The 26,133-nt window shown below is 64.1% G+C and carries 24 protein-coding genes and 1 pseudogene; 11 read left to right on the forward strand and 14 right to left on the reverse strand.

What is annotated here, in order from left to right; all coding sequences use genetic code 11:
• Nucleotides 1-109 precede the first annotated feature (109 nt).
• The 3 genes from ACYG9V_RS03950 to ACYG9V_RS03960 all read left to right on the forward strand — a co-directional run bounded on the left by ACYG9V_RS03950 (nt 110) and on the right by ACYG9V_RS03960 (nt 4,219).
• Nucleotides 110-1,948 carry a DEAD/DEAH box helicase gene (locus ACYG9V_RS03950; protein WP_352497740.1) on the forward strand — a complete coding sequence of 613 codons (1,839 nt, stop codon included), beginning with the start codon at nt 110-112 and terminating at the stop codon, nt 1,946-1,948.
• 325 nt (nt 1,949-2,273) lie between these two features.
• Nucleotides 2,274-2,996 carry a DUF805 domain-containing protein gene (locus tag ACYG9V_RS03955; protein WP_352765986.1) on the forward strand — a complete coding sequence of 241 codons (723 nt, stop codon included), beginning with the start codon at nt 2,274-2,276 and terminating at the stop codon, nt 2,994-2,996.
• 122 nt (nt 2,997-3,118) lie between these two features.
• Nucleotides 3,119-4,219: a Shedu immune nuclease family protein gene (locus ACYG9V_RS03960; protein WP_352765985.1), complete on the forward strand. Its 1,101-nt coding sequence runs from the start codon at nt 3,119-3,121 to the stop codon at nt 4,217-4,219.
• A gap of 23 nt (nt 4,220-4,242) precedes the next feature.
• Here the strand turns inward: ACYG9V_RS03960 and leuB are convergent, their stop codons facing one another.
• From leuB to leuD, 5 genes are all read right to left on the reverse strand, one after another.
• The gene (leuB, locus tag ACYG9V_RS03965; RefSeq protein ID WP_352765984.1) at nt 4,243-5,346 is read right to left on the reverse strand and encodes a 3-isopropylmalate dehydrogenase; all 1,104 of its coding nucleotides are present in this window, start codon (nt 5,344-5,346) and stop codon (nt 4,243-4,245) included.
• Nucleotides 5,347-5,494: 148 nt separating this feature from the next.
• Nucleotides 5,495-5,845: a VOC family protein gene (locus ACYG9V_RS03970; RefSeq protein ID WP_352765982.1), complete on the reverse strand. Its 351-nt coding sequence runs from the start codon at nt 5,843-5,845 to the stop codon at nt 5,495-5,497.
• 13 nt (nt 5,846-5,858) lie between these two features.
• Nucleotides 5,859-6,242 carry a RidA family protein gene (locus ACYG9V_RS03975; RefSeq protein WP_023699291.1) on the reverse strand — a complete coding sequence of 128 codons (384 nt, stop codon included), beginning with the start codon at nt 6,240-6,242 and terminating at the stop codon, nt 5,859-5,861.
• Between the two features lie 297 nt (nt 6,243-6,539).
• Nucleotides 6,540-7,463, reverse strand: coding sequence for a hypothetical protein (locus ACYG9V_RS03980; protein ID WP_352765981.1), 924 nt, complete (start codon nt 7,461-7,463; stop codon nt 6,540-6,542).
• 64 nt (nt 7,464-7,527) lie between these two features.
• Entirely contained in the window at nt 7,528-8,133 is a 606-nt protein-coding gene (gene leuD / locus ACYG9V_RS03985; RefSeq protein ID WP_023687648.1) for a 3-isopropylmalate dehydratase small subunit, read from the reverse strand.
• 166 nt (nt 8,134-8,299) lie between these two features.
• Between leuD and ACYG9V_RS03990 the strand changes: the two genes are divergently transcribed.
• Together ACYG9V_RS03990 and ACYG9V_RS03995 are read left to right on the forward strand one after the other, a co-directional pair.
• On the forward strand, nt 8,300-8,725 hold the full coding sequence (locus ACYG9V_RS03990; protein ID WP_352765980.1) for a GNAT family N-acetyltransferase: 426 nt from the start codon (nt 8,300-8,302) through the stop codon (nt 8,723-8,725).
• A 146-nt stretch (nt 8,726-8,871) separates the two neighbouring features.
• Nucleotides 8,872-9,603, forward strand: coding sequence for a DUF72 domain-containing protein (locus tag ACYG9V_RS03995; RefSeq protein WP_352765979.1), 732 nt, complete (start codon nt 8,872-8,874; stop codon nt 9,601-9,603).
• Nucleotides 9,604-9,812: 209 nt separating this feature from the next.
• Here the strand turns inward: ACYG9V_RS03995 and ACYG9V_RS04000 are convergent, their stop codons facing one another.
• The 4 genes from ACYG9V_RS04000 to ACYG9V_RS04015 are packed head-to-tail and all read right to left on the reverse strand — an operon-like array spanning nt 9,813 to nt 14,812.
• On the reverse strand, nt 9,813-10,979 hold the full coding sequence (locus ACYG9V_RS04000) for an NAD(P)/FAD-dependent oxidoreductase (RefSeq protein WP_352765978.1): 1,167 nt from the start codon (nt 10,977-10,979) through the stop codon (nt 9,813-9,815).
• A gap of 23 nt (nt 10,980-11,002) precedes the next feature.
• Nucleotides 11,003-12,598, reverse strand: a complete 1,596-nt coding sequence (locus ACYG9V_RS04005; protein WP_352765977.1) for a HAMP domain-containing sensor histidine kinase — start codon at nt 12,596-12,598, stop codon at nt 11,003-11,005.
• Complete coding sequence (locus ACYG9V_RS04010; protein WP_023826847.1) at nt 12,586-13,281, reverse strand: response regulator transcription factor; 696 nt, start codon at nt 13,279-13,281, stop codon at nt 12,586-12,588. Before ACYG9V_RS04010 ends, ACYG9V_RS04005 begins: the two co-directional genes overlap by 13 nt.
• 4 nt (nt 13,282-13,285) lie before the next feature.
• A complete protein-coding gene (locus tag ACYG9V_RS04015) occupies nt 13,286-14,812 on the reverse strand; it encodes a DUF4153 domain-containing protein (RefSeq protein WP_352765975.1) in 1,527 nt (508 codons plus the stop codon).
• A gap of 436 nt (nt 14,813-15,248) precedes the next feature.
• Here ACYG9V_RS04015 and ACYG9V_RS04020 point away from each other — a divergent pair, with 436 nt between their 5' ends.
• The 3 genes from ACYG9V_RS04020 (at nt 15,249) to ACYG9V_RS04030 (ending at nt 17,885) form a co-directional block, all read left to right on the forward strand.
• A complete protein-coding gene (locus ACYG9V_RS04020) occupies nt 15,249-16,439 on the forward strand; it encodes an integrase core domain-containing protein (protein WP_023826017.1) in 1,191 nt (396 codons plus the stop codon).
• Nucleotides 16,440-16,757: 318 nt separating this feature from the next.
• Nucleotides 16,758-17,639: an HpcH/HpaI aldolase/citrate lyase family protein gene (locus ACYG9V_RS04025; protein WP_023673922.1), complete on the forward strand. Its 882-nt coding sequence runs from the start codon at nt 16,758-16,760 to the stop codon at nt 17,637-17,639.
• Nucleotides 17,640-17,678: 39 nt separating this feature from the next.
• The gene (locus ACYG9V_RS04030; RefSeq protein WP_352765784.1) at nt 17,679-17,885 is read left to right on the forward strand and encodes a DUF1737 domain-containing protein; all 207 of its coding nucleotides are present in this window, start codon (nt 17,679-17,681) and stop codon (nt 17,883-17,885) included.
• Nucleotides 17,886-17,915: 30 nt separating this feature from the next.
• Here the strand turns inward: ACYG9V_RS04030 and ACYG9V_RS04035 are convergent, their stop codons facing one another.
• The 3 genes and pseudogenes from ACYG9V_RS04035 to ACYG9V_RS04045 all read right to left on the reverse strand — a co-directional run bounded on the left by ACYG9V_RS04035 (nt 17,916) and on the right by ACYG9V_RS04045 (nt 19,012).
• Nucleotides 17,916-18,197, reverse strand: a complete 282-nt coding sequence (locus ACYG9V_RS04035; RefSeq protein WP_023673920.1) for a helix-turn-helix domain-containing protein — start codon at nt 18,195-18,197, stop codon at nt 17,916-17,918.
• Between the two features lie 9 nt (nt 18,198-18,206).
• Nucleotides 18,207-18,525: pseudogene (locus tag ACYG9V_RS04040) on the reverse strand (type II toxin-antitoxin system RelE/ParE family toxin).
• A 64-nt stretch (nt 18,526-18,589) separates the two neighbouring features.
• The gene (locus ACYG9V_RS04045; RefSeq protein WP_023673918.1) at nt 18,590-19,012 is read right to left on the reverse strand and encodes a metallopeptidase family protein; all 423 of its coding nucleotides are present in this window, start codon (nt 19,010-19,012) and stop codon (nt 18,590-18,592) included.
• A gap of 228 nt (nt 19,013-19,240) precedes the next feature.
• Here ACYG9V_RS04045 and ACYG9V_RS04050 point away from each other — a divergent pair, with 228 nt between their 5' ends.
• The 3 genes from ACYG9V_RS04050 to ACYG9V_RS04060 are packed head-to-tail and all read left to right on the forward strand — an operon-like array spanning nt 19,241 to nt 24,982.
• On the forward strand, nt 19,241-20,293 hold the full coding sequence (locus ACYG9V_RS04050; RefSeq protein WP_352765785.1) for an ImuA family protein: 1,053 nt from the start codon (nt 19,241-19,243) through the stop codon (nt 20,291-20,293).
• Nucleotides 20,235-21,713 (forward strand): DUF6504 family protein, encoded by a 1,479-nt coding sequence (locus ACYG9V_RS04055; protein WP_352765786.1) that lies wholly within the window; start codon nt 20,235-20,237, stop codon nt 21,711-21,713. The genes ACYG9V_RS04050 and ACYG9V_RS04055 overlap by 59 nt, the downstream gene beginning before the upstream one ends.
• Nucleotides 21,710-24,982, forward strand: a complete 3,273-nt coding sequence (locus tag ACYG9V_RS04060) for an error-prone DNA polymerase (protein WP_352764764.1) — start codon at nt 21,710-21,712, stop codon at nt 24,980-24,982. Before ACYG9V_RS04055 ends, ACYG9V_RS04060 begins: the two co-directional genes overlap by 4 nt.
• Nucleotides 24,983-25,102: 120 nt before the next feature.
• On the opposite strand, the gene ACYG9V_RS04065 is transcribed toward ACYG9V_RS04060, so the two are convergent.
• Nucleotides 25,103-25,345 carry a Trm112 family protein gene (locus tag ACYG9V_RS04065; protein ID WP_023672122.1) on the reverse strand — a complete coding sequence of 81 codons (243 nt, stop codon included), beginning with the start codon at nt 25,343-25,345 and terminating at the stop codon, nt 25,103-25,105.
• 30 nt (nt 25,346-25,375) lie between these two features.
• A complete protein-coding gene (locus ACYG9V_RS04070; protein WP_023672123.1) occupies nt 25,376-26,047 on the reverse strand; it encodes an LON peptidase substrate-binding domain-containing protein in 672 nt (223 codons plus the stop codon).
• Nucleotides 26,048-26,133: the final 86 nt, after the last annotated feature.

Here is a 26,133-nt window from a genome sequence, read left to right on the forward strand (position 1 = left end):
CAATAGCGGCCGCAAGAAGTACGAACGCCCAAATAGTGTTTGGCTGGCGTGCGTCAGCCCCGGCATGTGCTCCATGATGAGCCCAGACCCTGAATTCCGAAAGAGTGAGATGTCCAATTTCGAAGCTATTGTTCCTGCGCTGGCAGAAGCGCTGGAAAAACGCGGCTATACCGAGCTGACGCCAGTGCAGAAGGCCGTGCTGGAGCTCGGCGAGTCCGACGCTCTGGTGTCGGCGCAGACCGGCTCAGGCAAGACCGTCGCCTTCGGCCTCGCTTTGGCGCCGACCCTTCTTGGAAGCGCCGAACGTTTTGACCAGGCTGGCGCACCGCTGGCGCTGGCCGTGGCGCCGACGCGCGAGCTCGCTCTGCAGGTGATGCGCGAATTGCAATGGCTCTACGCGCCGACCGGCGCCACCGTCGCGTCCTGCGTCGGCGGCATGGACATGCGCTCCGAACGGCGCGTGCTGGAGCGCGGCGCCCACATCGTCGTCGGCACGCCCGGCCGCCTGCGCGACCACATCACCCGCAACTCCCTCGACATGTCGGCGCTGAAAGCCGTGGTGCTGGACGAGGCCGACGAGATGCTCGACCTGGGCTTTCGCGAGGACCTCGAATTCATCCTCGATGCCGCACCGGCTCAGCGCCGCACGCTGATGTTTTCGGCCACCGTGCCGCGCTCGATCGCCACGCTGGCGCAAGGCTATCAGCGCGACGCCGTACGCATCTCGGCCGGCGGCGAGGAAAAGCAGCATCTCGATATCGAATACCGGGCGCTGAATGTCGCCTATCCCGACCGCGAGAACGCCATCATCAACGTGCTGCGGTTTTACGAGGCGAAGAACGCGCTGGTGTTCTGCAACACCCGCGCCGCCGTCAATCATCTGACGGCACGCTTCAACAACCGCAATTTTTCCGTCGTCGCACTGTCGGGCGAGCTCAGCCAGAACGAACGCACCCACGCGCTGCAGGCGATGCGCGACGGCCGCGCCAAGGTCTGCATTGCCACGGACGTCGCAGCGCGCGGCATCGACCTGCCCAATCTCGAACTGGTCATCCACGCCGATCTGCCGACCAATCCCGAAACGCTGCTGCACCGCAGCGGCCGAACCGGCCGAGCCGGACGCAAGGGCGTCAGTGCGCTGATCGTGCCCAACGGCGCCCGCAAGCGCACCGAACGGCTGCTGCAGAATGCAGGGCTGAAGGCGACATGGGCGAGCCCGCCCTCCGCCGACGACGTCATCAAGCGCGACGACGAGCGCATCCTTGCCGATCCAGCCTTCGAAGAGCCGATTGCCGAGGACGAGCGCGGCTTCATCGACGCGCTTCTGGCCAAGCATGGCGCCGAACAGGTGGCCGCCGCCTTCGTGCGCCAATGCCGCGCCAGCCGCTCGGCGCCCGAGGAGCTTACGGATGTCGCACCGTTCACGCCTTCGCGTGACAAACCGGCGGGCGAAAAATTCGAGCGCGATGAAGCGCCAAGCCGGCGCGACGACTTCGGCGACAGTGTCTGGTTCTCGCTGTCGATCGGGCGCAAGCAAAATGCCGAGCCGCGCTGGCTGATCCCGATGCTGTGCCGCACCGGCAACATCTCCAAGCGCGAGATCGGCTCCATCAAGATGCAGCAGGATGAGACCTACGTGCAGATCGCGGCCGACTGGGCCGATCGCTTCCTCGCCGCCATCGGCCCCGACAAGAAGCTGCAGGGCAACATCGTGGTGAAGCGCCTGGACGGCACGCCCGACCTGTCGCGGGCCGGCTACCAGGCGCCGAAGCCGGACAAGAAACCGCATCGCGGCAAGCGACCGTTCGAGGCGCCGCAAAGCGCACACAAGCCGAAATTCGAGAAGCGGGAACGGCCCGCCGGCGATGCAAAGCCTTGGGCCGGGAAACCGAAATTCGACAAGGCTGGACCGCCGAAGAACAAGAAACCGAAGAAGCGGCCGGTTTGAGGCTCTTATCGGCCAATTACAGATGCAGGCGCTGCCCCTCATTGCCCTGCCTGGCGTTTCTCCCCGTATAGTGACGGGGAGAAACGGCTGACCGCAGCCTTGGCGCTCTTCTTGCAACGTTGGCGATTGGCGGAATTGTCAATAACAGCGACCCCTCTCCCCGCCATTATACGGGGAGAGGATGCCGGCAGGCAGGTGAGGGGCAGCGCCAACGGACGGGAAAATGAAGCAACTCATGCCTGAACCGTTTACCCTCCATTTCGTCCAACCCCTTGCAGTCCGCCGCAACTTTGAACAGTCTGTGCCTACACGGGGGCGAGGCTAAATGCGCGGCGAAGTTCTTCACTATGACGAGGCCCAGGGTTTCGGCTTCATCACCGGGGCGGACGGCAACCGCTACACCTTCGCGCGCGAGGATCTGCGCCGTGATACCGTGATCGCGAACGGCGCAGTGGTCGAGTTTCTGCCGGCAAGCGGTCAGGCGCGCGACGTTTTTTCAATCCGCGCCCAGCCCGCCAGTCCCGCCACCGCTGCGCCAGCGGCAAGCGCCGCGCCGCCCAAGGCGGCTGCCGCTTCAGCCGCCCCACAGCATTTCGGCCGCCTGGCGGAAGACGGCGCGGTTCGCGATAGCGGACTGCCGGGTTATTTCTGGCGAGGCGTGACGCGCAACTACATCAACTTCGCCGAACGCGCCCGCCGCAAGGAATTCTGGGGCTACTGCCTGTTCTGGACCGTCAGCTTCATCCTGGTCGGAATTGCCGGCGCCCTCGCCGACCAGGCCGTCGGCAATTTCGATGCCGGCAACTGGCCGATTGTGATGATCGGCGTCTGGGGGCTGTTTTGGCTGGCGACGTTCCTGCCCTGGGTCGGGCTCGTCGTGCGCCGCTTGCACGACATCGGCCTGACCGGCTGGCTGGCAATACCTTACTTCGCAATCACCTTCATGTTCGCTCCGGCTACGCTGATCCTCGCGCTGATACTCGGATTGATCCCGACCCAAGGCCGCGAAAACCAGTGGGGGCCGGTTCCGCAGGGGGTCAGGGTTTAGTCGCGACGGCATCAGTTAGGGGTGGAAACGCGGCACTTTGGTTTGCGCCGATCTCGCTGTGTGGGGAATGCTCCAGTTTATGTTACGTTTGAGCGAACAGCAGGCCGCCGGGGCGGACTTTCATGTCATCCGATGTCGAGTACTTAAAGAATTACATTCCCGAAACCCTCTACGTGCACCCAGGCCGAGAGGGGGCTTATGCAACGCTAGTATCCGAAGACGAAACGTTACTTGCCGAGGTCGAGGTGACACCCCGATCGCGGCTGGCAGTGTCGGTTTTCTATGTCAAGGACAAGAAGGATTTTGGTACGTTCAAGCTAACAAAGCTGAAATTTCACAAGACCTACGGCTGGCAGGAAGACGGCAGCCTTCAGCTCAACAACTTCCAACTGTCGCACCTGAGGCAGTTTGTTTCTCTGCTGGCTGCGCTCGACCTAAGCGACGTGAAGAAGGTGCGCATCGGTCTCAGCAACATTCAGTTGGAGACCTTAAAAACACTTCTCGCGAGTTCGCGCGGTGATGAGCTTTTGAAAGGGCTGTCTAACGCACCAGAACTCCACGCTGATATCTATGCTGTGGCCGCTAAACGCGAGGCGCTGCGCGAGTTCGAAAACAATCTGAACAACCGTGTTTCCGAAGCCGATTGGCAGAGTTTTTTCGAACGCAATACATGGATATTCGGACACGGGCTTAATTACGTTTTCCTCGACAAAGTCGCCAAGAAGCTGGAGGCAACAACGACCGGCAGCGCATTCGACCATGCCGGAAAGCGCGCGGATGGACTGATGCACACTCGCGCCGAGGTAAGCCAGTACGTTCTGATCGAAATAAAACGGAACATGACCGAGCTTCTGCAGTCGGATTTCTACAGAGCCGGTTGTTGGGCGGTGTCCGACGAATTATCAAGCGCCGTAACCCAAGTACAGAAAACGACCTTTGAGTTCACACGCAACCGATTCCGCGACCGCCAGAAAGACGGCCAAGGTAACGATCAGAATGGCTATCTCTACGCGGTGGACCCGAAAAGCTACCTAATCGTCGGCAATTTATCGGAGATAGCGGGGAACGACGACAAGATCGCCTGCTTCGAGCTTTATCGACGCAACATCCGCGCGCCCGAGATCATCACGTTTGACGAGCTGTACCATCGGGCAAAGTGCATCGTAGAGAACATCAGCCACGAGACAACTGAACCCCCACCCAACAACGAGATCCCGTTTTAGGTGTGACCGGGGTAGACCGCCGATCAGCCAAGGAACTTGGCGATGATGGCATCGCCCATTGCGACAGTGCCGACTTCGGTCATGCCCTCGGACAAAATATCCTTCGTCCGGAGCCCGTCGTCGAGCACGGCGGCTATTGCGCCTTCGAGCTTGTCGGCCTCATCGACCATCCCGAACGAATATCGCATGCACATGGCAAACGACGCGATCATGGCGATCGGGTTGGCGATGCCCTGTCCCGCAATGTCGGGCGCCGAGCCATGCACCGGCTCGTACAGCGCCTTGCGCTTCCTGGTTTTCACATCGGGCGCGCCGAGCGAAGCCGACGGCAGCATGCCGATCGATCCGGTCAGCATGGCGGCGATGTCGGACAGCATGTCGCCGAACAGATTGTCGGTGACGATGACGTCGAACTGCTTTGGCCAGCGCACCAGCTGCATGCCGCCGGCATCGGCAAGCATGTGGTCGAGCTTGACGTCGGCATAGCGAGTCTTCTGGGTCTGGGTGACAACCTCGTTCCACAGCACGCCGGATTTCATGACGTTGCGCTTTTCCATCGATGTCACGTGGTTCTTGCGCGTGCGCGCCAGCTCGAAGGCGACGCCCGAAATCCGCTCGATCTCGAACGTATCGTAGACCTGCGTGTCGATGCCGCGCTTCTGGCCGTTGCCGAGATCGATGATCTGCTTGGGCTCGCCGAAATAGACGCCGCCGGTAAGCTCGCGCACGATCAATATGTCGAGGCCCTCGACCACCTCCTGCTTGAGCGAGGACGACGCGGCCAGCGCCGGATAGCAGATGGCGGGGCGCAGATTGGCGAACAGCTCCATGTCCTTGCGCAGCCGTAGCAACCCGGCCTCGGGACGCACCTCGTAAGGCACCTTGTCCCATTTCGGCCCGCCGACGGCGCCGAACAGCACGGCGTCCGCAGCCATCGCCTTTGCCATGTCGGCATCCGAAATCGCCGCGCCATGCGCGTCGTAGGCACAGCCGCCGACCAAGCCTTCATCAGTGGCAAAACCGCTGCCGAGCTTTGCGTTCATGGCCGCGATCAGCTTCTTCACCTCGGCCATCGCCTCGGGGCCGATGCCGTCGCCGGCGAGCAGGACAAGATTTTTCGAAGCCATGGAGAACCGTCCGATGCTGTTTGGAGAAACCGCGGCCTTGCTAAACGCCAAGAGCTTGCGGCGCAAGGGGATGAAGAACGCTACGACGGCGCCCGCCTCTCAAGACCTGGGTTCCTCGCCGTGGCCAGAGGCGGGGGAGAGGAACAAATCACTTGTGCGACAAAATATTCACCAACCGGCCGAACGGATCGCGCACGTAAAACCGCCGTACGCCCCACGGCTCGTCGGCCGGACCGTATTCGACGGCAAAGCCGGCGGCCTTCATGCCTTGCAGCGCCGCATCGACATCGTCGACCTCGATGGAGAGGTCCGGCACCGGCGTGCCGGAGCCGCCCTGGGCCATGAAGCTGATCTGCACCTGCATCCGTTCGTCGGAGCCTAAGGTGACGATCCAGCCCTGATCCATCAGCACATCGAGGCCAAGCACGTCCTGATAGAAGCGTTTCGCCGCCGCCGCGTCCTGCGTCCCGATATTGGCTACGATGCGCCGGACCGTCATGGCTTTGGCCTCCTCAAGCCGTGCGCCGCAGCGCCGTGACTTCGATCTCGATCTTCATTTCCGGCTTGTTGAGCTGGCACACGATCATCGTCGCCGCCGGCCTGATCTCGCCGAAAGCCTCGCCGAGGATGGGGAAGACGACGTCCGCGATGGCCTGGTCGGTGATGTAGTAATGCGCCCGCACCACATCGGCCATGTCGAAGCCGCCATCCCTCAGCGCCTCGGCGATGGTCGCCAGGCAATTGCGCGTCTGCGCCTCCACCGTTTCCGGCATGGCCATCGTCGCATAGTCATAGCCGGTGGTTCCCGAGACGAAGCACCAGTCGCCCTGCACCACCGCGCGCGAATAGCCGGCGGTTTTTTCGAAGGGCGAACCGGTGGAGATGAGTGTGCGCATGGAGCCTCGCTGTGGTTTCGGACACTTTGCAGGAAAAGGGCCGGCCAGGCCATGGGCCAAGTCAGGTGCAAATCTTGGTCGTCGGCGGGACAGCACCCCCCTCTGGCCTGCCGGCCATCTCCCCCTCAAGGGCAGTTCGGACGCCTTTCTCGCTTTCCACATTTGCGATTGGCGAAAGCCAGAGTGACGTCTGATCTCCCCCCTTGAGCGGGAGATGCCCGGCAGGGCAGAGGGGGGTGTGACGGATCGCGACGGAACAAGCATGAACACCGAGTGTTCGCCGCGCTGCCGCGAACCCTAGTTCCCCGACTCCTGCGCCTTGTCCATTGCTTCCTTCACATCCGCAGGCCAGGTCTTCACGTCAGGCCACGCCTGCGGCTCGCCATTGTCGCCGCGCCGGGCGAAGTAGAGCGTGTGCTTGGCCGGGTCGACCGCCATGAAACCGTCATTGCTGCCGCATGCGTGCGGCACGCAGCCGGTGGCGTAGAAGGCGCCCGACGCCGTCTTTTCGGTGCCGCCGCCGACCAGCAGGCTGGTCGCCATGTCGGGCATGGTGTCGCCGAGTAGCGTCTGCGCCGCCTTGTAGACGGCCTCATTGTGGAAGGCGTCGATGATGTTCTGGTATTTGGCCGGATCGACGTCCTTCCAGTCCGTACCCGGCTCCGGCGCGTAGGTCAGGTCGCCCGAGATCGTCAGCCCGTCGCTGGGCGACCATTGCAGCGCTTGCTTCGTATCGCCCGGCAACAGATACGGCACGAAATAGATGGCGTTGTCGGCCACCGCCGCCGGCGGCGCGCCGCATTCGTCCTGTTCGACCTTGAGGCTTTGTATCTCGCCGCCTTCCGGCTTCCAGACGATGACCTTGGCCGGGCCGCACTGGTTGCCGCCGTCGCCGACATCGACCAGCGCCACGTCGACGCCGCCGACCTTGACTGTTCTGTCGAAGAACACGTCGTAATTGCTGGCCAGCTGCTCGCCGTCATAGGCCAGCACCTTTTCGCCATCCTGCTCCGGCTGGGTGATGGTCAGCTGCCCGCCCTCGAACGGGACCGGCCCCTGGCTGTCATCGTCCGCCAGGGCCGCATTGCCCGACGCGCCCGGATCGGCGGCGGACGGATCTTCTGCCGGCACGAGTATCTTGTCGGTCTGTGCTTGCGCGCCGGCCACCGGCATCAGCATCCACGCCAGCGCGCAGGCGCCGGCAAGAAGAAAACGTGTCATGACTGTCCCCTCCGTTCAGCCGCCACGAACCCGGCTTTGTGGCGGCCGGGCCATCTCGTACCACTCAGGCCCAAGGACGCTCGGCAGCGTTCTTCTTCTCGAACGAGGCGATGGCGCCGGCCTTCTCCATGGTCAGGCCGATATCATCGAGACCGTTCAGCAGGCAGTGGCGCTTGAAGTCGTCGAGTTCGAACGTCACCACGCCGCCATCCGGTCCGCGGATTTCCTTGGCCTCGAGGTCGACGGACACCGTCGCATTGGAGCCGCGCGAGGCGTCGTCCATCAGCTTCTCCAGGTCTTCGGCGCTGACGGTGATCGGCAGGATGCCGTTCTTGAAGCAGTTGTTGTAGAAAATGTCGGCGAACGAGGTCGAGATGACGCAGCGAATGCCGAAATCGAGCAGCGCCCACGGCGCGTGTTCGCGGCTCGAACCGCAGCCGAAATTGTCGCCGGCGACCAGGATCTGCGCCTTGCGGTAGGCCGGCTTGTTGAGCACGAAGTCGGGGTTTTCCGAGCCATCGTCCTTGTAGCGCATTTCGGCGAACAGGCCGCTGCCGAGCCCGGTGCGTTTGATCGTCTTGAGATAATCCTTGGGGATGATCATGTCGGTGTCGACATTGACGATCGGCATCGGTGCGGCGACGCCGGTGAGCTTGGTGAATTTTTCCATGGCTTTTGCCCGTTCTTGATCGATAATTCGTTGCGTCAGGGTTTGCTGGCGCCCGGTTTACACAAAGCCGCCGGCAAATAAAAGGCAACTGTTGGTGCGCGGCCCGATCGAAAGATCGACGCGGCACTGTCTTTAAAACCGGCTGCCGCTGGTGCACCTTACGCCCATGACCGCACAATCGAAGATTATCTATGCCAGGGAGCCTGAGCTCGACGTCGCCGAGTTCCGCCGCGTGCTGGTCGAATCCACGCTCGGCGAAACACGCCCCGTCGATGACGACGCCCGGCTGCAGGCGATGCTTTCAGGCGCGAACCTGGTGCTCACGGCGCGGCTCGACATCGAAGGCAGGCCGCTGATCGGCGTTATCAGGGCCATCACCGATTTTTCCTGGGTGTGCTACGTCTCAGAGCTCGCCGTGTCGCAATCGGCGCAAGGCGTCGGCATCGGCAAGGGCCTGATGGACGAGGCCCGCCGGCAGCTTGGGCCTTCGGTCGCCATCAGCCTGATCTCGATGCCCGACGCCGTCGGCTTCTATGAGCGTATTAGCATGACGCGAATGGCCGACGCGTTCTGGTTCTCCCGCGAGGGCTGACGAGCGTCGGGCGCAATTGCCGATCGGGTTGGGCAGTCAAGGCGGGCAAGGTTCTCGGGCAATGCGGAACGGTGTTCAGGACCCCGCGGAACAACGCCTGCCGGCGCCGCCCTTGACCCGCGCTTCATCCGGTCCACATCCCCAGCATGGGAAATCGCCGATCTCTCATAGGCACCGCCGGCTGGGGAATTCCGTCTCGATACAAGGCTGACTTTCCGCAGCCCGGGTCGCATCTCGAACGTTACGGAAAACGCTTTCCGGTCGTCGAGATCGACACCTCGTTCTACAAGCCGCACCGCCGCGAGACCTATGAGCGCTGGGCGCACGCCGTGCCGGAGCACTTCCGCTTCGCGGTCAAGGCACCGAAGAGCATGACCCATGAGCATCGCCTCGCCGATTGCGAGGGGCTGACGGAGGACTTTCTCGGGCAGGTCGAAGGTCTCGGCGAAAAGCTGAGCGTGCTTCTGGCGCAGCTGCCGCCAAGCCTGCCCTTCGAGCCGGAGGTCGCCGGCGGTTTCTTCGACATGTTGAGCAAGTGTGTCCGGGCAAGGCTGGCATGCGAGCCGCGCCATCCCAGCTGGTTCGGCGCCGAGGCGGACGCACTGCTGGCCGGTCACCAGGTCGCACGGGTCGCCGCCGACCCGGCTTCGGTTCCGGAGGCAGCAGGGCCGGGTGGCTCGCCCGGCCTTGCCTATTTCCGCTGGCACGGCGCGCCGCGCATCTACCATTCGGGTTACGATGCCGAAACGCTCGACCGGTTTGCGCGGCAAGTGGAAGCAGCGGCCGCTTCCGGTGCCGAGGTCTGGGGCATTTTCGACAACACGGCCGCCGGGCATGCACTGGGCAACGCGATGGCTGTCAGTGCGATGGTTGCTTAGACTCTCGCGGGACAGCCCCCCCTCTGGCCTGCCGGCCATCTCCCCCGCAAGGGGGGAGATCAGATGCCGCGACCGCTTTCGCCAATCGCCGACGTTGCAAGAATGGCGCCTTCGCCGAAGCTGCCAATCTGCCCCCTTGCGGGGGAGATACCCGGCAGGGCAGAGGGGGGTGGGCGGGAACTCGACAGAGCGATCCTATTCCGCCCGCCTCAAATCACATTCAATTCCCGGAACGCCCTTCCCTCGGCCACTCTGGCGTACCCGAACGCCGAGCAATCCACGGTCCGATACCCGCCATGCACCAAAAGCTCCGCCAGCGCCTTGCCGACGGCCGGCGCCTGCTGCAGCCCATGCCCTGAGAACCCGTTGGCGAAGATGAAATTCTCGACCTCGGGATGCGGTCCGATCACCGCGTTCTGGTCGAGCGTGTTGTAGTCGTAATGGCCTGCCCAGGCGCGGGTCGGCTTGATCGCCTCGAAGGCGGGGATGCGGGTTGCCAGCACGGGCCAGATCACCTCTTCGAACAGCGGCCAGTCGACGTCGAAATCCCGGGGGTCGGCGGGGCCATCGCCCTCCTCCAGCTCGGCGCCGCCGGTGAGATAGACCGAGCCTTCAGGCCGGACATAGATGCCGGATGGGTCGACCAGCAGCGGCATGTCGGCGTATTTTGCCCGCGCCTCGAAGACGAAAACGTTGCGCTTGCGCGGCTCGACGGGCAGCACGAGTCCCGCCATGCCGGCCACCTTGCCGGCATTCGGCCCGGCGGCATTGACGACGATGCCGGCTTGCAGTCTTTCGCCGTTGTCGAGGTCCACGCCGGTGACGCGGTTGCCCTGCCTCTCGATGCCGGTGACGTCGGCGGCGATGAAATCGATTTGTCTGTCGCGCAGCGCCTTGCGGAACAGCGTCAGCATCGCATGAGCGTCGAACCAGCCCTCGCCGCTGCGGCCGAAGGCGCCGGCGCTGATGCCTTCCGTCGACAGCCACGAAAAGCGCTTTGCCAGCTGGTCGGCATCCTCGAGCAGAATGTCGGCGCCCTCGGCGACCTGTGCTTGGTGGTTGGCTTTCAGGATCGGCAACCCGGCCTCGCCGGCCAGGATGAGATAGCCGCCTTCGCGAAAACCGATATCGGCGTCGGTGCCAAAGGTCTCCTTCAGCCGCCGGAACAGGTTTAGCGTGAACTGCGACAGCCGGATATTTTCCGGAATCGAGAATTGCTGACGGATCGAGGCCATGGACAGCGTCGTTGCCGCATGGGCGAATTGCGGGTCGCGTTCGATCAGCGCGATGGAGCCGGAAAAGCCTTCCTCGCGAAGGTAGTAGGCGACCGAGGAGCCGACGATGGCTCCGCCGATGATGACGGTGTCGTAGCGCACTTTGTCCTCCGATCCACCAGCCCTCACGCGGCTGGCAAGGAAATCTCGAAGCGCGTGCCGCGCCCGGAGTCAACCAGCGCGATCGTGCCATCATGCGCTTTCAGGAGGGCCAGCACGATGCCGAGGCCCATGCCGGTGCCGCCGGACTCGCGCCGCGTGGTGAAAAACGGCTCGAAAATGCGCGCCCTGTTGCTCGGCGAAATGCCGGCGCCATCATCGCTGATCGCAATCGTCACTTTGCCGTCGGCGCTGGCAGCCGCCAGCAAAACCTGGGTCGCGCCGTGCCTGGCGGAATTGTCGATCAGGTTGGCAAGCACGATCGCCGCATTCTCGGCCGAGATGCGCAGACCGGTTTCGCCGCCCGTCTCGATGGTCACAGCCAGCCTGCCGTCCACCGGCAGCAATGCCAGCGCCGCATCGAGCGACGTGCTTTCGCCGCTCGGCGCCAGGTTTTCCGCGCGCGCCAGATCGAGCAGGCGCCGTACCAGCAGATTGAGCCTTCCGGCATCGTTGACGATGTTGCCGGAAAACCGCTTGCGCTCTGCCGCGTCCATCGCCTCGCCGGAATCGCGCAAGAGTTCGGCCGCGCCCTGGATCGCCGTCAGCGGCGATTTGAGCTCGTGCGAGACATGGGTGGCAAAGGTCTGGATCGAGTCGGAGCGCGCCTGCAGCTTTTCCGCCATGTCGAGAAAGGCCGCGGACAGCTCGGCCATTTCGCGCGTGCCGTGATGGTCGAGCGGCCGGATCGCGTCGCGGTCGCCGGCGGCGATGCGCCTCGTGCGCTCCATCAGCGCGTAGATCGGCCGGCTCACGGTGCGCAGGAACACCAGCGCGATCAGCAGCGTGCCAGAGAGCATGGCGATGGCCGCCAGCGTCACCTTGCCGCGTTCGCCATAGAGATGCTTGACGATGTTGTTCGGCGTTCGAGACAGGTAGATCACGCCGGCGACATGGCCGTCGACCGCGATCGGCATGGCGACAAAGACGCGAACTTTCGTGCCGCGGCTGACCGAATAGAGGGGCGGTGGCGGCTGGTCGGGAATTCTTTGTCTCAACACGCTGGCGTAGTGGCCGGCAAGGGCGGTGCGCACCTCTTCGACATTGGCCAGCGATAGTCCGACCTCGTCGCGCCCTGCAATGACAACGCCGCGCGGATCGAGCAGCCGGAAGCCGGCCAGCGTGGTTTTTTGCGTCGTGTCGAGAATGCCGGACAGGCTGGCGCCGATCGCCGCGAAGGCTGGATCGATGGCCGCGGCGATGCCGGCGGGTCGGGTCGGCAGCAGGTAGTCGGAAGCGAGATCGAGGCTCGGCTCGATCGGCTGGTAAGGCGAGTCGTCGCCGCGGCTGGCATCGCCGCTGTCAGCCTGCATCGGCACCCCTAGCTTCTCCGGGGCAATGGCGGCGTCACTGATATTCTGTGCATAGATGGCGGCGATGACGGCGCCTTGCGCGATCAACTCGCCCTCGGTCTGGCGGATCAGCTGGTTTTCATAAAGCCGGAAGAAGAACAGGCCGACCAGCGGCAGCGCCAGCACCATGATGAGGATGGCGAGAACCACCGTGGCCAGCCTTGGCCGCCATTTGGTGCCGATCCATTTGGCGTCGCTCAGGCGCCGCATCGGCCGAGCCGGAAACCGACGCCATGCACGGTTTCGATGGCGTCGAGACAGCCCGCCGCCGCCAGCTTGGCGCGGATGTTGCGGATGTGGCTATCGACGGTACGGTCGGCGACGTGGATGTTGGCGGCATAGGCGCTGGCGACCACCAGGTCGCGGCCCAGCACATGCGCCGGCCGCGCCAGAAATCCCCTGAGGATCGAGAACTCGATCGCCGTCAGCGCCAGCGCCTTGCCGTCGAAACTGGCTCCGTGGCTGGCCGGCACCAGGCTGAGCTTGCCATGCGCGAAGTTTTTGTCGTCGGCCGGGTCGGGCGCCACCGGGCGGGCGCGGCGCAGGATAACGTTGACGCGCGCCACCAGCTCGCGCGGGCTGAACGGTTTCGTCACATAGTCGTCGCCGCCCATTTCGAGCCCGAGGATGCGATCGATCTCCTCGTCTCGCGCCGACAGGAACAGTATCGGCACATCGGAGCGCTGCCTCAGCCGCCGGCAGACTTCCAGCCCGTCCATCTCCGGCATGCCGATATCGAGCACGACGAGGTCGGGCTCGCGGCCTTCGATCGCCTGCAGGGCGGCTGCGCCGTCAGCGACGGCCTGCGTCTTCATCCCGGCCCTCTCCAGCGCAAAGCAGATGATCTCGCGAATGTGCGGATCGTCGTCGGCGACCAGGATCTGATGCGGCATGGATCTAACGGTCCGGCACTGAAGGTTGCGAGGGCTGGGTAGGTGGAGGAAGCACGAGCGGACCTCTCTTGTCGAGAACCTGCACGAGCCTCCAGCCGCGAAAGCTCCAGGCGCGCCACTGCTTCTGCTCGGCGATAGTGTCGTCGATCATTATTTGGTCGGCCAGACAGGTGGTTTGGTTTCCGAATTGGTGCATGTAGAGGCGGTCCAGCGCCGGCATGGCGGCAGCGCCGAGCGAGCGCAGATATTCGGTATCGATAGGCGTGCCGTCGCCGGTCATTTCAAGGGAATGGTCGACATTGAAATTGGCGATCATTGCGGCGAAGTTGATGAAGCAGCAGGCATAAAGCGTCGCCGATAACGTCGCAAGATTGGCGGAGAGCAGCCATTCGTTGGATTTTCCAAGCGCGATGCGGGCAATGATCAGTACAAGCCCTGACGCCACCAACCCCATCCAGACGAAAGCCGCGATGCGCCAGTAGGTCAGTGCATAGACGCCGATATAGAGATCGAGCCTGAGAATCGACGAAATGACCAGCACGATGTTCTGCGCCACCCAGGCATAGACCTGTCGGCGGATCAGCGGATCGCTTGACGTTTCGCTGCCCGGCCGCAGCGCCGCCAGCACGAAGCCGGCGGCCAGCAGCGCGGTGGCGATCAGCGGATAGGCGCCGCGATGCGCATAAGCGGCATAGCTCAACCCGTCGGGAAGGGCGACCCCGCCCCAAAGATAGGCGGCGTCGAGCCCGGTCTGCAGCGCAAACAGGGCATTGAAGACGATCAGCGCGCGCAAGATCGCGGCCTTGCCGAAGACGACGGCCTCGATCGTCGTGGCGGATTTTGTCGCGGCCGGTGCGGCCACGGCTGCAGGCGGCGTCAAAGGTGGAAGGCGGCGCGGGAAACGCGGCAGGCGAGGCCGCAGGAAAGCCCAGACGCCGGCGAGCACGAACAGCCAGAAGACGATCCGCGCCAGCTGGATGAGATCGAGCAGCTTCATCAGGTCGATCAGCGACAGCCAGTATTCGATGACCGGATTGGCGGCGCCGAACAAGAACAGGAACACCGCGCCCAGCGTCACCGGCATGACCCAGACGATGATGGACGCCAGGCGGATGCGGCGGCCGCCAAGCCGGCGCACCGTGCGGCGCCATTGGAAAAAGTCACGGATAAGGCGCAGCGGCGCCGCCAGCAGGAACAGCGCCACCTGGCCGGCAATGCGGGCGATGCCGTGCCGTAGCCGCCCGGACAGGGACAGCGCAAACACCACCAGCGCCACGACAGCTATCGCCACCGACAGCGGGCTGACGTTCTCGGCCAGCGGCAGCAGCGCGACGAACAAAGCGGCCGGCTTGAGCCAGGGTCGGGTGGAATTCAGTGCGGCAGGATGCACAGCGACCACCGCGCCGGCGATCAGGATGGCAAACAGCAGCACCGTGATCCCGGCGGGCTGGCCGTAAAAGAAAAAATCCGCCAGCGCCACGAGCAGGACGGCGATGCCGAAGCGGCTGGAAAAGCTTGCAAACGATGTCATGCGCGGATTTTCCTGATGGGCTGGGTCCGCTCGGCCGGTGGGCGGATAAAAGGGAGCAGGCTCGCTTCCAGGTAAGGGCGGGCCGCCGCCCGGGGCGGATCGACCAACCACCAGCTTTCGCTGCGCAGGCGATAGGGCAAGGACCAAAGGTGAGCGTTTCGCTGTTGCATGCCGCTGTTGTCGCGGGCTCGCATGGAAACGGCGGGGCGGAGCGGAGGAGGTTTTCCGCAGGGATGTGCAGTTTTCGTGCAGGACCTGTGCTTACGGCCGGGGCGCTCCCCCCCATCTTTCCGGACGTTGGCGCTGTCCCAGCCAGGCTCCTTTCCTCTCCCTCCGGAGGGGGGAGAGGTGGCTCGGCTGTCCGAACCGGATAGATAGGTAACAGAATGGACCGATAGCATGGGTGACAGTTTTCTTGTCCGCCGGAGGACCGGCGATGGTTTGGCGAGAGACTGGCATCATGGACGAGCGGCTACGGTTTGTTGTGGAGTGTCTTTCTGGGGATGAGACGATGGTTGCGCTTTGTGCGGCCTACGGGATCTCACGCAAGAACGGCTACAAATGGCTAGGACGCTATCGGACGTTTGGGCCTGAGGGTTTGCACGACCTGCCGCGAGCCCCGCTCAATCATGGCCGTGCGACAGCTCAGGATCTGGTTGAGCGGATTGTGGCGGCCAAGGAGCTGCATCCGCTTTGGGGTCCAAAGAAGATCGTGGCACGGCTCAGGCGCACGGCTCCCGAGTTCATGTGGCCTTCAGCCTCGACGGTCGGCGCGATCCTTGCGCGGCATGGGCTTGTCCGCGCCCGCAAGCGACCCCGCCTGCGGGCCTGCGGCAATGGACCCTGGCCACAGCCGCAAGAACCGAACGCGGTGTGGACTGGCGATCACAAGGGCTGGTTCCGGACCCGCGACGGCTGGCGTTGCGAACCCTTGACGGTGATGGATGCGTCGAGCCGCTATCTTCTGGCGCTCGAAGCGACGGGGTCGACGGCCGATAGCGAAGCCTGGCCGGTGTTCGAACGGCTGTTTGAAGAGCATGGCCTGCCGGATCGCTTCAGAAGCGACAATGGCCCGCCCTTCGCATCGGCCGGCGTCACCGGGCTGACGCCGCTTGTCGTGCGCTTCATCAAGCTCGGCATCACCTTGGAGCGGATCGCACCCGGCAGGCCACAGCAGAACGGACGTCACGAGCGCTTTCACCTGACCATGCTGCCGATGGCCGAGGCACCGGAAGCCGACCGAACGGCACAGGGCCAGGCCTTCGAGACCTTCCGCCACAGCTACAATGAGGAACGTCCCCATGAGGCGCTGGGCATGGATACGCCCGCCCAGCACTACCGGTCCTCACAGCGCGCCATGCCCAGGACACCACCCGAGCCCGTCTATCCGGCCGAGGCCTCGGTCCGCCGCGTGCGCCACAATGGCGAGATCCGATGGAATGGCGGCTTCATATATGTCTCGCAAGCGCTGGCGGGCGAACCGGTCGCTGCGTTGGAGACCGAAGACGGACAATGGACACTCTCATTCCATGCCCACCCGCTCGGCATCATCGACACACGGCACATGAAGCTTGTCCGCCGCAGCGCCGCGCCAACCAATCCGCTTGGCGCTGCGGCCGACGCATAGGGGGAGAGAAGTGTCACCTATGTATCCGGTTCAAAGTGTTACCCATCTATCGGCTGGACAGGCGAAGCCGAGACGGAGTGGGGGAACCACCTGGCAGTCGCCGCGAACGGACATCGGAAGGGCACTGAGCGCATGGGTCGACCCCCACTCCGTCGAGCTTCGCTCGACACCTCTCCCCCGATCGACGGGGGAGAGGAAAGGCCCCCCTTCCGCAACTGCTGCGGGACGGGCGGGGCAGCGCAAGCTTTCGCAGTTGGCTCGTCATCAGGTACCGGTCGGACGCTTGCCTCACCCGCCCCCACGCGGCATAGATCGGCCATGACAAGCGAACCTTACCGCCCGCGCCGCTCGGTGCTTTACGTCCCCGCCTCCAACGACAAGGCGCTGGCCAGGATCGCGACGCTGGCCTGCGATGCCGTGATCATCGACCTCGAAGACGCCGTCGCGCCCTCAGACAAGATCGCCGCGCGGGACAAACTGGCCGGCATTTTCGCCAGCCGACCGAAACGCCGCTGCGAGATGATCGTGCGCGTCAACGCGCTGTCCAGCGAATGGGGCAACGATGACCTGCTGACCGCGGCGAAATTCGAGCCCGACGGCATCCTGTTGTCCAAGGTCGCCACGCCGCGCGATATCCTCGAAGTCGGCGACGTGCTCGACGACAATTTTGCCCCCGACAGCGTCAAGCTCTGGGCGATGATCGAGACGCCCAAGGCCATGCTCAATATCGGCGCCATTGCCGAACTCGGCCGCGATCGCGCTTCGCGGCTAAATTGTTTCGTTGCCGGAACGAACGATCTGGTCAAGGAAACCGGCATTCTGGCGACGCCTGATCGGCGCTACCTCGTGCCTTGGCTGATGCAGATGGTGCTGGCGGCGCGAGCCGGCGGCATCGACATACTCGACGGCGTCTCCAACGATTTTCGCGACCTCGACGCGTTTGCGCGCGAATGCACGGAAGCCGCCGCCATGGGGTTCGACGGCAAGACGCTGATCCACCCCGCCCAGATCGAAACCGCCAACCGCGCCTTTGCGCCCGCGCCCGAAGCCTTGGCCGAGGCGCACGCGGTGAAAGAGGCTTTCGCCTTGCCCGAAAATGCCGGCAAGGGCGTGATTGCGCTGGATGGCAGGATGGTCGAACGGCTGCACCTGGTGCAAGCCGAAAAACTGCTGGCGAAGGCCGCCGCCATCGGCGCATGATCCGCCCCGAAAAGACGAACTCACGACAGGATCTGACCCATGAGACTTTACCGCTTTCTGTCCGCCCCCGACGGTTCAACCTTCTGCCACAAGGTCACCGCGGCGCTGAACAAGGGCTGGCACCTGTACGGCTCACCGACCTACGCCTATGACAAGAAGACCAAATCGATGCGCTGCGGCCAGGCGGTGGTGAAGGATATCGACGGCCAGGAATACGGGCCGGATACGAAGCTGAGTGATTGGTAGGCGAGCTTTGCCAGCCTGTCTAAGACAGCGCTAGGCTGCCTCGGCAATATCAAGACGCACTGTAAGTCCGGCCTGTGTGGCCAGATTGATCAAGGTGTCCAGACTAAAATTCGCGATCCTGCCCCGCAGAAGATCGCTAAGGCGTGGCTGGGTAATCCCGAGCCGGTTGGCTGCTTCGGCTTGGGTAACGTCCCAACTCCGCACCCGCTGTTCGATCGCGATCAGCAAATTGGAGCGCATAGTCATGTTGGCGGACTGAGCCGGGGTGTCTTCCAGCGCATCCCAGACATTTTCAAAGCTTTGACGTTCCATGAGCATGTCTCACTGAATTTGCCTGAACCGCGATGCGGCAAGAGCCAAGTCTCGTTTCGCCGTCTGTTGCGTCTTCTTCTGGAAGGCGTGCAAGACAGACGGCGTCACCTATGCTGGCGACGTAAAGCACCCGGAACGCGCCAGCATCGTCTCGGACACGGATTTCCCGTACGCCTAGGCCTATCGTCGTCATCGGCTTCCAATCGCTTGGCTCAAATCCGAGTTGAACCTTGTGCAGTTGAACGCCCGTTTCCTTGCGCACCGCCTCTGGAAAAGCCCGGAGCTTGGCAAGAGAATCTCCAAGAAACTCCAGTCGCTTGGTCGGCATACAGACTTTATATCAAAACTTGTATAATTCACAAGCAGGCTCGCCACCTGAATATCGCACAGCCTTACTCCGCCGCCTCTTCAAGCTTTTCCATATCGTCGTCCGACAGGCCGAAATGGTGGCCGATCTCGTGGATCAGCACGTGGGTGACGATGTCGCCCAGCGTCTCTTCGTTTTCGGCCCAATAGTCGAGGATGGCGCGGCGGTAGAGGGTGATGCGGTTCGGGCCTTCGCCGGTCTGCGGGTTCCAGCGCTCGGCGATGCCGCGGCCCTCGAACAGGCCAAGCAGATCAAACGGTGTCTCCAGCGACAGATCGTCCATGATCTCGTCGGTCGGGAATTCGGCGATCATGATGACGATCTCGCCGGTCAGCTTGCGAAAATCGTCGGGCAGATGTGCGTACGCCTCCAGCGCCAGAAACTCGATCTCCTCGATCGAAGGCGAGAGTTCATCGTGCCAGGTGCGGGTCTTGTAGATGCGGGCCATGCTTTGTCCTTTGATCCGGCATATAGGCTTTCCCTCCGGACTCGGCAAATGGACGGGTACCTGGCCAATGACTGTTTCTTTGCGCCGAATGGCTGCGACCAAAGTCCAAGGTTGGCCTCGCCACCTTTGATCAAGGAATAAATTCCTTCTGACTCCGCTTGACTCTTCCGGCACCCTCTGGAATCTATAGGAACATAACAGGAACAATTGTGAGAGAAATTGACCGTCATGGCGACATCAGCCGTGGCGCGGGAGACTGTTTTTGCCCTGCGCCGCCAGATCGCGAAGATCGAGGGAACGCTGCCCGAGCGCCTGGCTGCGCCGGCCAGCGAGCGGCCTCGTGCGCGTGCTGAGGGCTGTCTCCACGCCGCGCCTGAACCCGATTCCGATGTCACCATCATCCGGCGCGGGCTTGCCGTGGCTTCGCCGGATGCTTTCCTGCCCACCGGCGTCGAACGCCTCGATGCGGCCCTCAGCGGCGGCCTGCCGAAAGCCGCCTTGAGCGAAATCCATGGCCTTGAGACCCGCAATGCCGGGGCCGTCGCCGGCTTTGTGCTGTCGCTGGTCAGCCTGATCCTCAAGGGCCAGCCCTTGCCCGTGCTGTGGATAGGCACATCGGAGATTTTTCGCGAGGCCGGCTTTCCCTATGCCAGGGGATTGCAGGGCATGTTCGGTATCGCACCGGAGCAATTGCTGTTTTCCGAGGCGCCGAAACTCACCGATGCGCTGTGGGTAGCCGAGGAGGCCGCGAAGATGACGGCGCTCGCCGCAATCATCCTCGAGATCCGTGGCAGCCCGCAGCGGCTCGACCTCACCGCGACGCGCCGGCTGCACGCGCGCGCCCAAAACGCCGGCCGGCCGGTGTTCCTGCTGCGCCAGGCCGGCGAAGCCGAGCCGACCGCCGCCCCGGTGCGCCTCATCGTGTCGGCTGCACCAGCGGCGAGCCGCCGGACGATCGCCGGGTCGCTCGCCGGCTCGATCGGCCGGCCTGCCTTCACCGTCAGCATCGGCAAGAGCCGCACCGCTCTGCCTGGACAATTCACACTGGAGTGGAACCCCGATGAACACGCATTCGAAGAAAGAAAGCCCCGCGAAAAACGGGCAGAGAATTCTGTCGCTGTGGTTCCCGCATCTGGCGGCAGAACGGATCCTGCGCCAGCGCCTAGGACGGTCGTGGCGTTCCCGGCCTTCGGATCATCTGCCGCCATCTCACCCACCGCTCGTGATCAGCCATCGCGACCGCAACGCCCAGCGCATATCGGCCCTCGACGAGCGGGCTGAGGCGCTGCATCTGAAGCCTGGCATGGGCATTGCCGATGCGCGCGCCATGCATCCCTCGATCGACATCGTCGAGGCCGATCCGGACGCTGATCGCCGGCTGCTCGAAGGCCTCGCCGACTGGTGCGACCGCTATACGCCGCTGGTGGCGCTTGACGGCGTCGACGGCCTTTATCTCGACGTCACCGGCTGTACCCACCTGTTCGGCGGCGAGCGCGCCATGCTGGACGACATCCTTGCGCGGTTTTTCCAGCAGGGTTTCGATGTCCGCGCCGGGTTGGCCGCGACGCCGGGTGCAGCCTGGGCGGCGGCGCGCTTCTGCGGCGACCGCATCGTTGTCTCCGGCGAGGAAGAAGCGCTGCTCGCCCCCTTGCCGCTGGCCGCACTGCGCATCGAGGCCGATATCCGCGCCAGCCTGGAAAGCGTCGGCCTGCGGACCGCCGGCGCGGTCATGGCAGCGCCGCGCGCGCCGCTCGCCCGCCGCTTCGGCGCGACCTTGCTGTTGCGGCTCGACCAGGCGCTCGGCCGCCTCGACGAGGCGGTATCGCCGCGCCTGCCCGTGGCCCCGCTTTCGGTCGAACGCCACCTGGCCGAGCCGGTCGTGCTGACCGCCGAGATCGAACGGCTGGTGCTCTTGCTGGCGGTGACGCTGAAGGCCGATCTCGAACGCCGCGGCGAGGGCGCAAGGATGCTGGCGCTGCTTTTGTTTCGCGTCGACGGCGCCGTCAGCCGCATCGCTGTCGGTACCTCGCGACCGTTGCGCGAACCCAAGCTTATCCAGCGCCTGTTCCATGAGCGGCTGGCCGCGCTCGAACAGGACATCGATGCCGGCTACGGCTTCGACCTGGTGCGGCTTTCGGTGCTGGCGGCCGCCGGCTTCGACATGCAGCAGGCCGATTTGACCGGCGAGACCGAGGATGACGGCGCCGACATGGCACTCTTTGCCGACCGCATCCGCGCCAGGCTCGGCGACAGTGCGGTGCTGAAACCGGTCGCCCTCGAGAGCCATCTGCCGGAGCGCGCCATCGCCACCATCCCGTTCTCGGAAGCGCCACAACGCAAAACACCGCTCAGGAAGCCGGGCTCGAAAGACGCGCCGCGCGCAACCATCTTCCCGCCGGAACGGCCGATCCGGCTGTTCCGTTCGCCCGAGCCGATCGAGGTGCCGGCCACCGAAATGCCTGAGGGTCCGCCGATGAATTTCCGCTGGCGCCGCGCGCTCTACCGGGTCGCGCGCGCCGAGGGGCCGGAACGCATCGCGCCGGAATGGTGGCGTGAAACGTCAAGCGATCCGCTCACATCGACGCGTGACTATTTCCGGATCGAGGATGCCGACGGCCGCCGCTACTGGCTCTACCGGCAAGGCCTCTATGGCAACCCGCAGGTGCCGCCGCGCTGGTTCATGCATGGGGTCTTCGCATGAACGCGCTGACCGTCATCCCCTATGCGGAATTCGGCATCCAGTCGAACTTCTCCTTCCTGCGCGGCGCCTCCAAGCCGGAGGAGCTGGTGGTGGCGGCCAAATTCCTCGGCTTTTCCTCGATCGGACTGGCAGACCGCAACACGGTGGCCGGCGTCGTGCGCGCCTGGCAGCAGGCCAAGGTCGAGAAGCTCGCCTATCACCCCGGTTGCCGCCTGGTGTTCGGCGACGGCACGCCGGACATTCTCGCCTATCCGCAGAACCGCAAGGGCTGGGGCCATCTCTGCCGCATGCTGACGCAAGCCAATTTGCGCGATGAAAACGAGAAGGGCGCGACCCTTCTCCAGCGCAGCGACCTGCTCGAATGGGGCGACCTGCTGTCGCTGGCGGTGCTGCCGGATCTCTCGGCGAATGCCGACGATCCCCTGGCATTGGTCCGTCAACTGAAAGACCGTTTCGGCGCTAATTTGCGGCTAGGCATGGCGCCGGATTATCGCGGCAATGACCGTTTCCGCATCGAGCAGGCGGCGGGCATGGCGGACATCGCCGGCGTGCCGCTGATGGCGACCAACGACGTGCTTTATCACAGCGCCGAGCGCCGCTCGCTGCAAGATGTGCTCACCGCCATCCGCCTCAATTTGCCGGTCGCCGAGGTCGGGCTGGAGCTGACGGCCAACGCCGAGCGCCATCTGAAGCCGCCGCTGGAAATGGCCCGTCTCTTCCGCCGCCATCCACGGGCGCTGGCCGAGACGCTGCGCTTTGCCGGCGAACTGACCTTCTCGCTCAGCGACCTCCAGTACAATTATCCCGACGAGCCGACGCAATCAGGGCTTGGGCCGCAGGCCGAGCTAGAGCGTCTGGCCAGGGAGGGGGCCGCCACGCGCTATCCGGCGGGCGTCCCCGCTTCCGTCTTGCAGCGCATCAGTGAGGAGCTCGCTCTGATCGAGCGTCTGAATTATGCGCGCTATTTCCTGACCGTTTACGACATCGTCCAGTTCGCCCGCAATGAGGGCATTCTGTGCCAGGGCAGAGGCTCGGCCGCCAACTCGATCGTCTGCTACTGCATTGGCATCACCGAGGTCGGCCCCGAGCGCATCGACACGTTGTTCGAGCGCTTCATTTCCGAGGAGCGCAACGAGCCGCCCGACATCGACGTCGATTTCGAGCATGAGCGGCGTGAGGAGGTGATCCAGTACATCTACTCCAAATACAGCGCCAAGCGCACCGCGCTGGCTGCCGCCGTCATCAGCTATCGCGGCCGCTCGGCGCTGCGCGAGGTGGCCAAGGCCATGGGCCTGTCGGACGATGTCCGCATTGCGCTCTCCAGTTCGATCTGGGGCTGGTCGACCTCGGAGCTCGGCGAGAAGGAGGCGCATGCCGGCGGCCTCGACCGCAACGAGACCTCGACCCGTCACGTGATCGCCCACGCCAACGAGATCATGGGCTTTCCCCGGCATCTGTCGCAGCATGTCGGCGGCTTCGTCATTACCCGCGACCGGCTCGACGAGATCGTCCCCATCGTCAAGACGGCGATGGAGGCGCGCAAGATGGTCGAGTGGGATAAGGACGATCTCGACGCGGTGAAGATCCTGAAGGTGGATATTCTGGCGCTTGGCATGCTGACCTGCCTGAAGCGCGCCTTCACCTTGCTCACCGACCATTATCCGAAGGCCCGGGATGATTACGGCCGACCCTATGTGCTGGCCACCCTGCCGCCGGAAGAGAACGACGTGTACGACATGATCTGCCGCGCCGACACGCTCGGCGTCTTCCAGATCGAATCGCGCGCGCAGATGTCGATGCTGCCGCGTCTACGCCCGCGCGAATTCTACGACCTGGTCATCGAGGTGGCGATCGTGCGGCCCGGCCCGATCCAGGGCGACATGGTGCACCCCTATCTGCGCCGTCGGCAGGGCAAGGAAGCGGCTGAATATCAAAAGCCAGAGCTGGAGGCTATTCTCAAGAAGACACTCGGCGTGCCGCTGTTTCAGGAACAGGCGATGAATATTGCAATCGTCGCCGGTGGTTTCAAACCCGGCGAAGCCGACGAACTACGCCGCGCCATGGCCACCTTCAAGCGCACCGGCACCATCGGCAATTACCGCCAGCGCATGATCGACGGCATGGTCGGCAAGGGATACACCAAAGACTTCGCCGAGCGCTGCTTCAAGCAGATCGAAGGCTTCGGCGAATACGGCTTTCCCGAAAGCCACGCCGCCTCCTTCGCTTTGCTCGTCTATGCCTCCTGCTGGTTCAAGACCTTTTATCCCGACGTGTTCTGCGCCGCGATCCTGAATTCGCAGCCGATGGGGTTTTACCAGCCGGCCCAGCTGGTGCGCGACGCGCGCGACCATGGCGTCGATATCCGCGACGTCGACGTCAATTTTTCCGACTGGGACTGCACCCTGGAGAAAGCCCAATTCGATCCGGGCCGCATCCTGGGGCGCCATGCCGAAATGCGCGGTGTCATCAAGACCCGGTACGCCGTCCGGCTTGGCTTCCGTCAGATCAAGGGCTTGGCCGAGAAGCGTATGGAAGCTTTCACCGCGCGGCGCGGCGCCGGCTATACAAGCGTCAGGGATGTGTGGCTGCGCTCGGGCCTCGATGTCGGCGAAATCGAAAGACTGGCGCAGGCTGACGCCTTCCGCTCGCTCGGCCTCGACCGTCGTGAAGCCTTGTGGGCGGTGCGCGCGCTGGATGGCAAGAGCGCCGCCGAACGGCTGCCGCTGTTCGACCAGCCGGCGATCCGGCTGCGCGAACTCGAGCCCGAGACAAAACTGCCGACAATGCCGCTCGGCGAGCACGTCATCCACGACTACCGCGCGCTCGGCCTGTCGCTGAAGGCGCATCCGGTCGCCTTCCTGCGCGAGCGGCTCGACCGCGCCGGCGTCATTCCCAATGCCAATCTCGGCTCGGTGCGCGACGGCAGGCGGGTCTCGGTCGCCGGCCTGGTGCTGGTGCGGCAGCGGCCCGGCAAGGGCAATGCGATCTTCCTGACGCTGGAAGACGACAAGGCCGTCGCCAACGTCATTTTCTGGGAGCGGACCTTTACCCGTTTCCGGCCCATCGTCATGGGCGCGCGCTTCGTCAAGGTCACCGGCAAGCTGCAGTCGGAATCCGACGTCATCCACATCGTCGCCGAGAAGATCGAGGATTTGACGCCGTGGCTGACGGTGCTGCTGGAAGAGATGACGCCGGCTGCCCGGCCCGACATTGCCACCCTCTCGGACAAAGCTGAAAGGGTCATGCCCAAGGGGCGGAATTTTCAGTAGGCAAGTGCAGGGCGGTCGGGAGCCCATGACATTAATGCCGGCAAGGGCAGAGGGGGGCGCGAAGGATCGCCAACAGAATGGCTTCTTAGGCTGAGGTCCGTTTGAACCACCCCTGGCCCTTCAGCCCGGCCCACCCAATCGCGGCGGCGACAGCACGTCTTCCGCCGAAATAGTCCGCGCCTCCGAGGGCAGCATGATCGGGATGCCGTCGCGCACGGGATAAGCGAGCTTGGCAAGCCGCGAGATCAACTCGCCGCGCACCGGGTCCCAGGCCAGCGGCCCCTTGGTCAGCGGGCAGGCCAGCAGCTCCAGCAATTTTGGATCGACATTGACCGACTTGCCGTCACGCCCATCCGCAGCCATTGGATCCCCCTTCAGCCATCGGCTCAGCCCTTATTGCAGGCTGGAGCCAAAGTCCTCATTCTCGCGCGCCAGCGCCATTTCGGTGATCGCGATCAGCGTCTCCGCGCGGGCTTTCAGGTCGGGCGCCTCCAGCAGCGCCTGTTTCTCGGCCGGTCCGTAGGGCGCCATCATCGACAGCGCATTGACCAGCATGGTGTTCTCGGCGCGGCTGACGCTTTCCCAATCGGCTTCGAGATCGTTGGCCTGCAGATAAGCGCGAAACGCTTTCAACAGCGCCGGCCGGTCGACCTCGCTTGCCGCCTGGTCTTCGGCAAGATCGGTGAGGAACGGCGCCAGCTTGCATTTCCGGAAAGGCGTCTTCACCGGCAATTCGCTGGTGATGCGGAAACGGCAGACGCCCTGCAGCGAAACCAGATAGCGGCCGTCGCCGCTCTCGGCCATCGAGATGATGCGCCCGGCGCAGCCGACATTGCACAGTTCCGGCTCCCCGTCGGCGCGCAACGCGCCATTGAGGCTGGGCTGGACGATGCCGATCAGCCGCGCGCCGGCGATCGCCTCATCCACCATCTGCAGGTAGCGCGGCTCGAAGATGTTGAGCGGCATGCGCCCGCCCGGCAGCAGCAGCGCGCCGGCAAGCGGAAACACCGGAATGGTTGCCGGCAGATCCTTGCCGACCCGGTAAAATGCGTTTCCGACCTGCACCTTCACTCCTCCGACCCGCTTCGGGCGCGATGTTATCGGCCTAATCTGGCGCGGCGGCCGCCGACCGCAAGGCCCGACAGCCACGC

This window comes from Mesorhizobium sp. W016, from assembly GCF_054719485.1.

Coding starts and splice junctions, on each gene's coding strand:
- ACYG9V_RS03960 (WP_352765985.1), top strand. CDS start 3,119: ATGTCATCCGATGTCGAGTACTTAAAGAATTACATTCCCGAAACCCTC.
- ACYG9V_RS04030 (WP_352765784.1), top strand. CDS start 17,679: ATGAGACTTTACCGCTTTCTGTCCGCCCCCGACGGTTCAACCTTCTGC.
- ACYG9V_RS04005 (WP_352765977.1), bottom strand. CDS start 12,598: ATGCGGCGCCTGAGCGACGCCAAATGGATCGGCACCAAATGGCGGCCA.
- ACYG9V_RS04045 (WP_023673918.1), bottom strand. CDS start 19,012: ATGGCCCGCATCTACAAGACCCGCACCTGGCACGATGAACTCTCGCCT.
- ACYG9V_RS04060 (WP_352764764.1), top strand. CDS start 21,710: ATGAACGCGCTGACCGTCATCCCCTATGCGGAATTCGGCATCCAGTCG.
- ACYG9V_RS04065 (WP_023672122.1), bottom strand. CDS start 25,345: ATGGCTGCGGATGGGCGTGACGGCAAGTCGGTCAATGTCGATCCAAAA.
- ACYG9V_RS04020 (WP_023826017.1), top strand. CDS start 15,249: ATGGTTTGGCGAGAGACTGGCATCATGGACGAGCGGCTACGGTTTGTT.
- leuD (WP_023687648.1), bottom strand. CDS start 8,133: ATGGAAAAATTCACCAAGCTCACCGGCGTCGCCGCACCGATGCCGATC.
- ACYG9V_RS03980 (WP_352765981.1), bottom strand. CDS start 7,463: ATGACACGTTTTCTTCTTGCCGGCGCCTGCGCGCTGGCGTGGATGCTG.
- ACYG9V_RS03970 (WP_352765982.1), bottom strand. CDS start 5,845: ATGACGGTCCGGCGCATCGTAGCCAATATCGGGACGCAGGACGCGGCG.
- ACYG9V_RS03975 (WP_023699291.1), bottom strand. CDS start 6,242: ATGCGCACACTCATCTCCACCGGTTCGCCCTTCGAAAAAACCGCCGGC.
- ACYG9V_RS03990 (WP_352765980.1), top strand. CDS start 8,300: ATGACCGCACAATCGAAGATTATCTATGCCAGGGAGCCTGAGCTCGAC.
- ACYG9V_RS03995 (WP_352765979.1), top strand. CDS start 8,872: ATGGGAAATCGCCGATCTCTCATAGGCACCGCCGGCTGGGGAATTCCG.
- ACYG9V_RS03955 (WP_352765986.1), top strand. CDS start 2,274: ATGCGCGGCGAAGTTCTTCACTATGACGAGGCCCAGGGTTTCGGCTTC.
- ACYG9V_RS03950 (WP_352497740.1), top strand. CDS start 110: ATGTCCAATTTCGAAGCTATTGTTCCTGCGCTGGCAGAAGCGCTGGAA.
- ACYG9V_RS04050 (WP_352765785.1), top strand. CDS start 19,241: ATGGCGACATCAGCCGTGGCGCGGGAGACTGTTTTTGCCCTGCGCCGC.
- ACYG9V_RS04025 (WP_023673922.1), top strand. CDS start 16,758: ATGACAAGCGAACCTTACCGCCCGCGCCGCTCGGTGCTTTACGTCCCC.
- ACYG9V_RS04010 (WP_023826847.1), bottom strand. CDS start 13,281: ATGCCGCATCAGATCCTGGTCGCCGACGACGATCCGCACATTCGCGAG.
- leuB (WP_352765984.1), bottom strand. CDS start 5,346: ATGGCTTCGAAAAATCTTGTCCTGCTCGCCGGCGACGGCATCGGCCCC.
- ACYG9V_RS04015 (WP_352765975.1), bottom strand. CDS start 14,812: ATGACATCGTTTGCAAGCTTTTCCAGCCGCTTCGGCATCGCCGTCCTG.
- ACYG9V_RS04035 (WP_023673920.1), bottom strand. CDS start 18,197: ATGGAACGTCAAAGCTTTGAAAATGTCTGGGATGCGCTGGAAGACACC.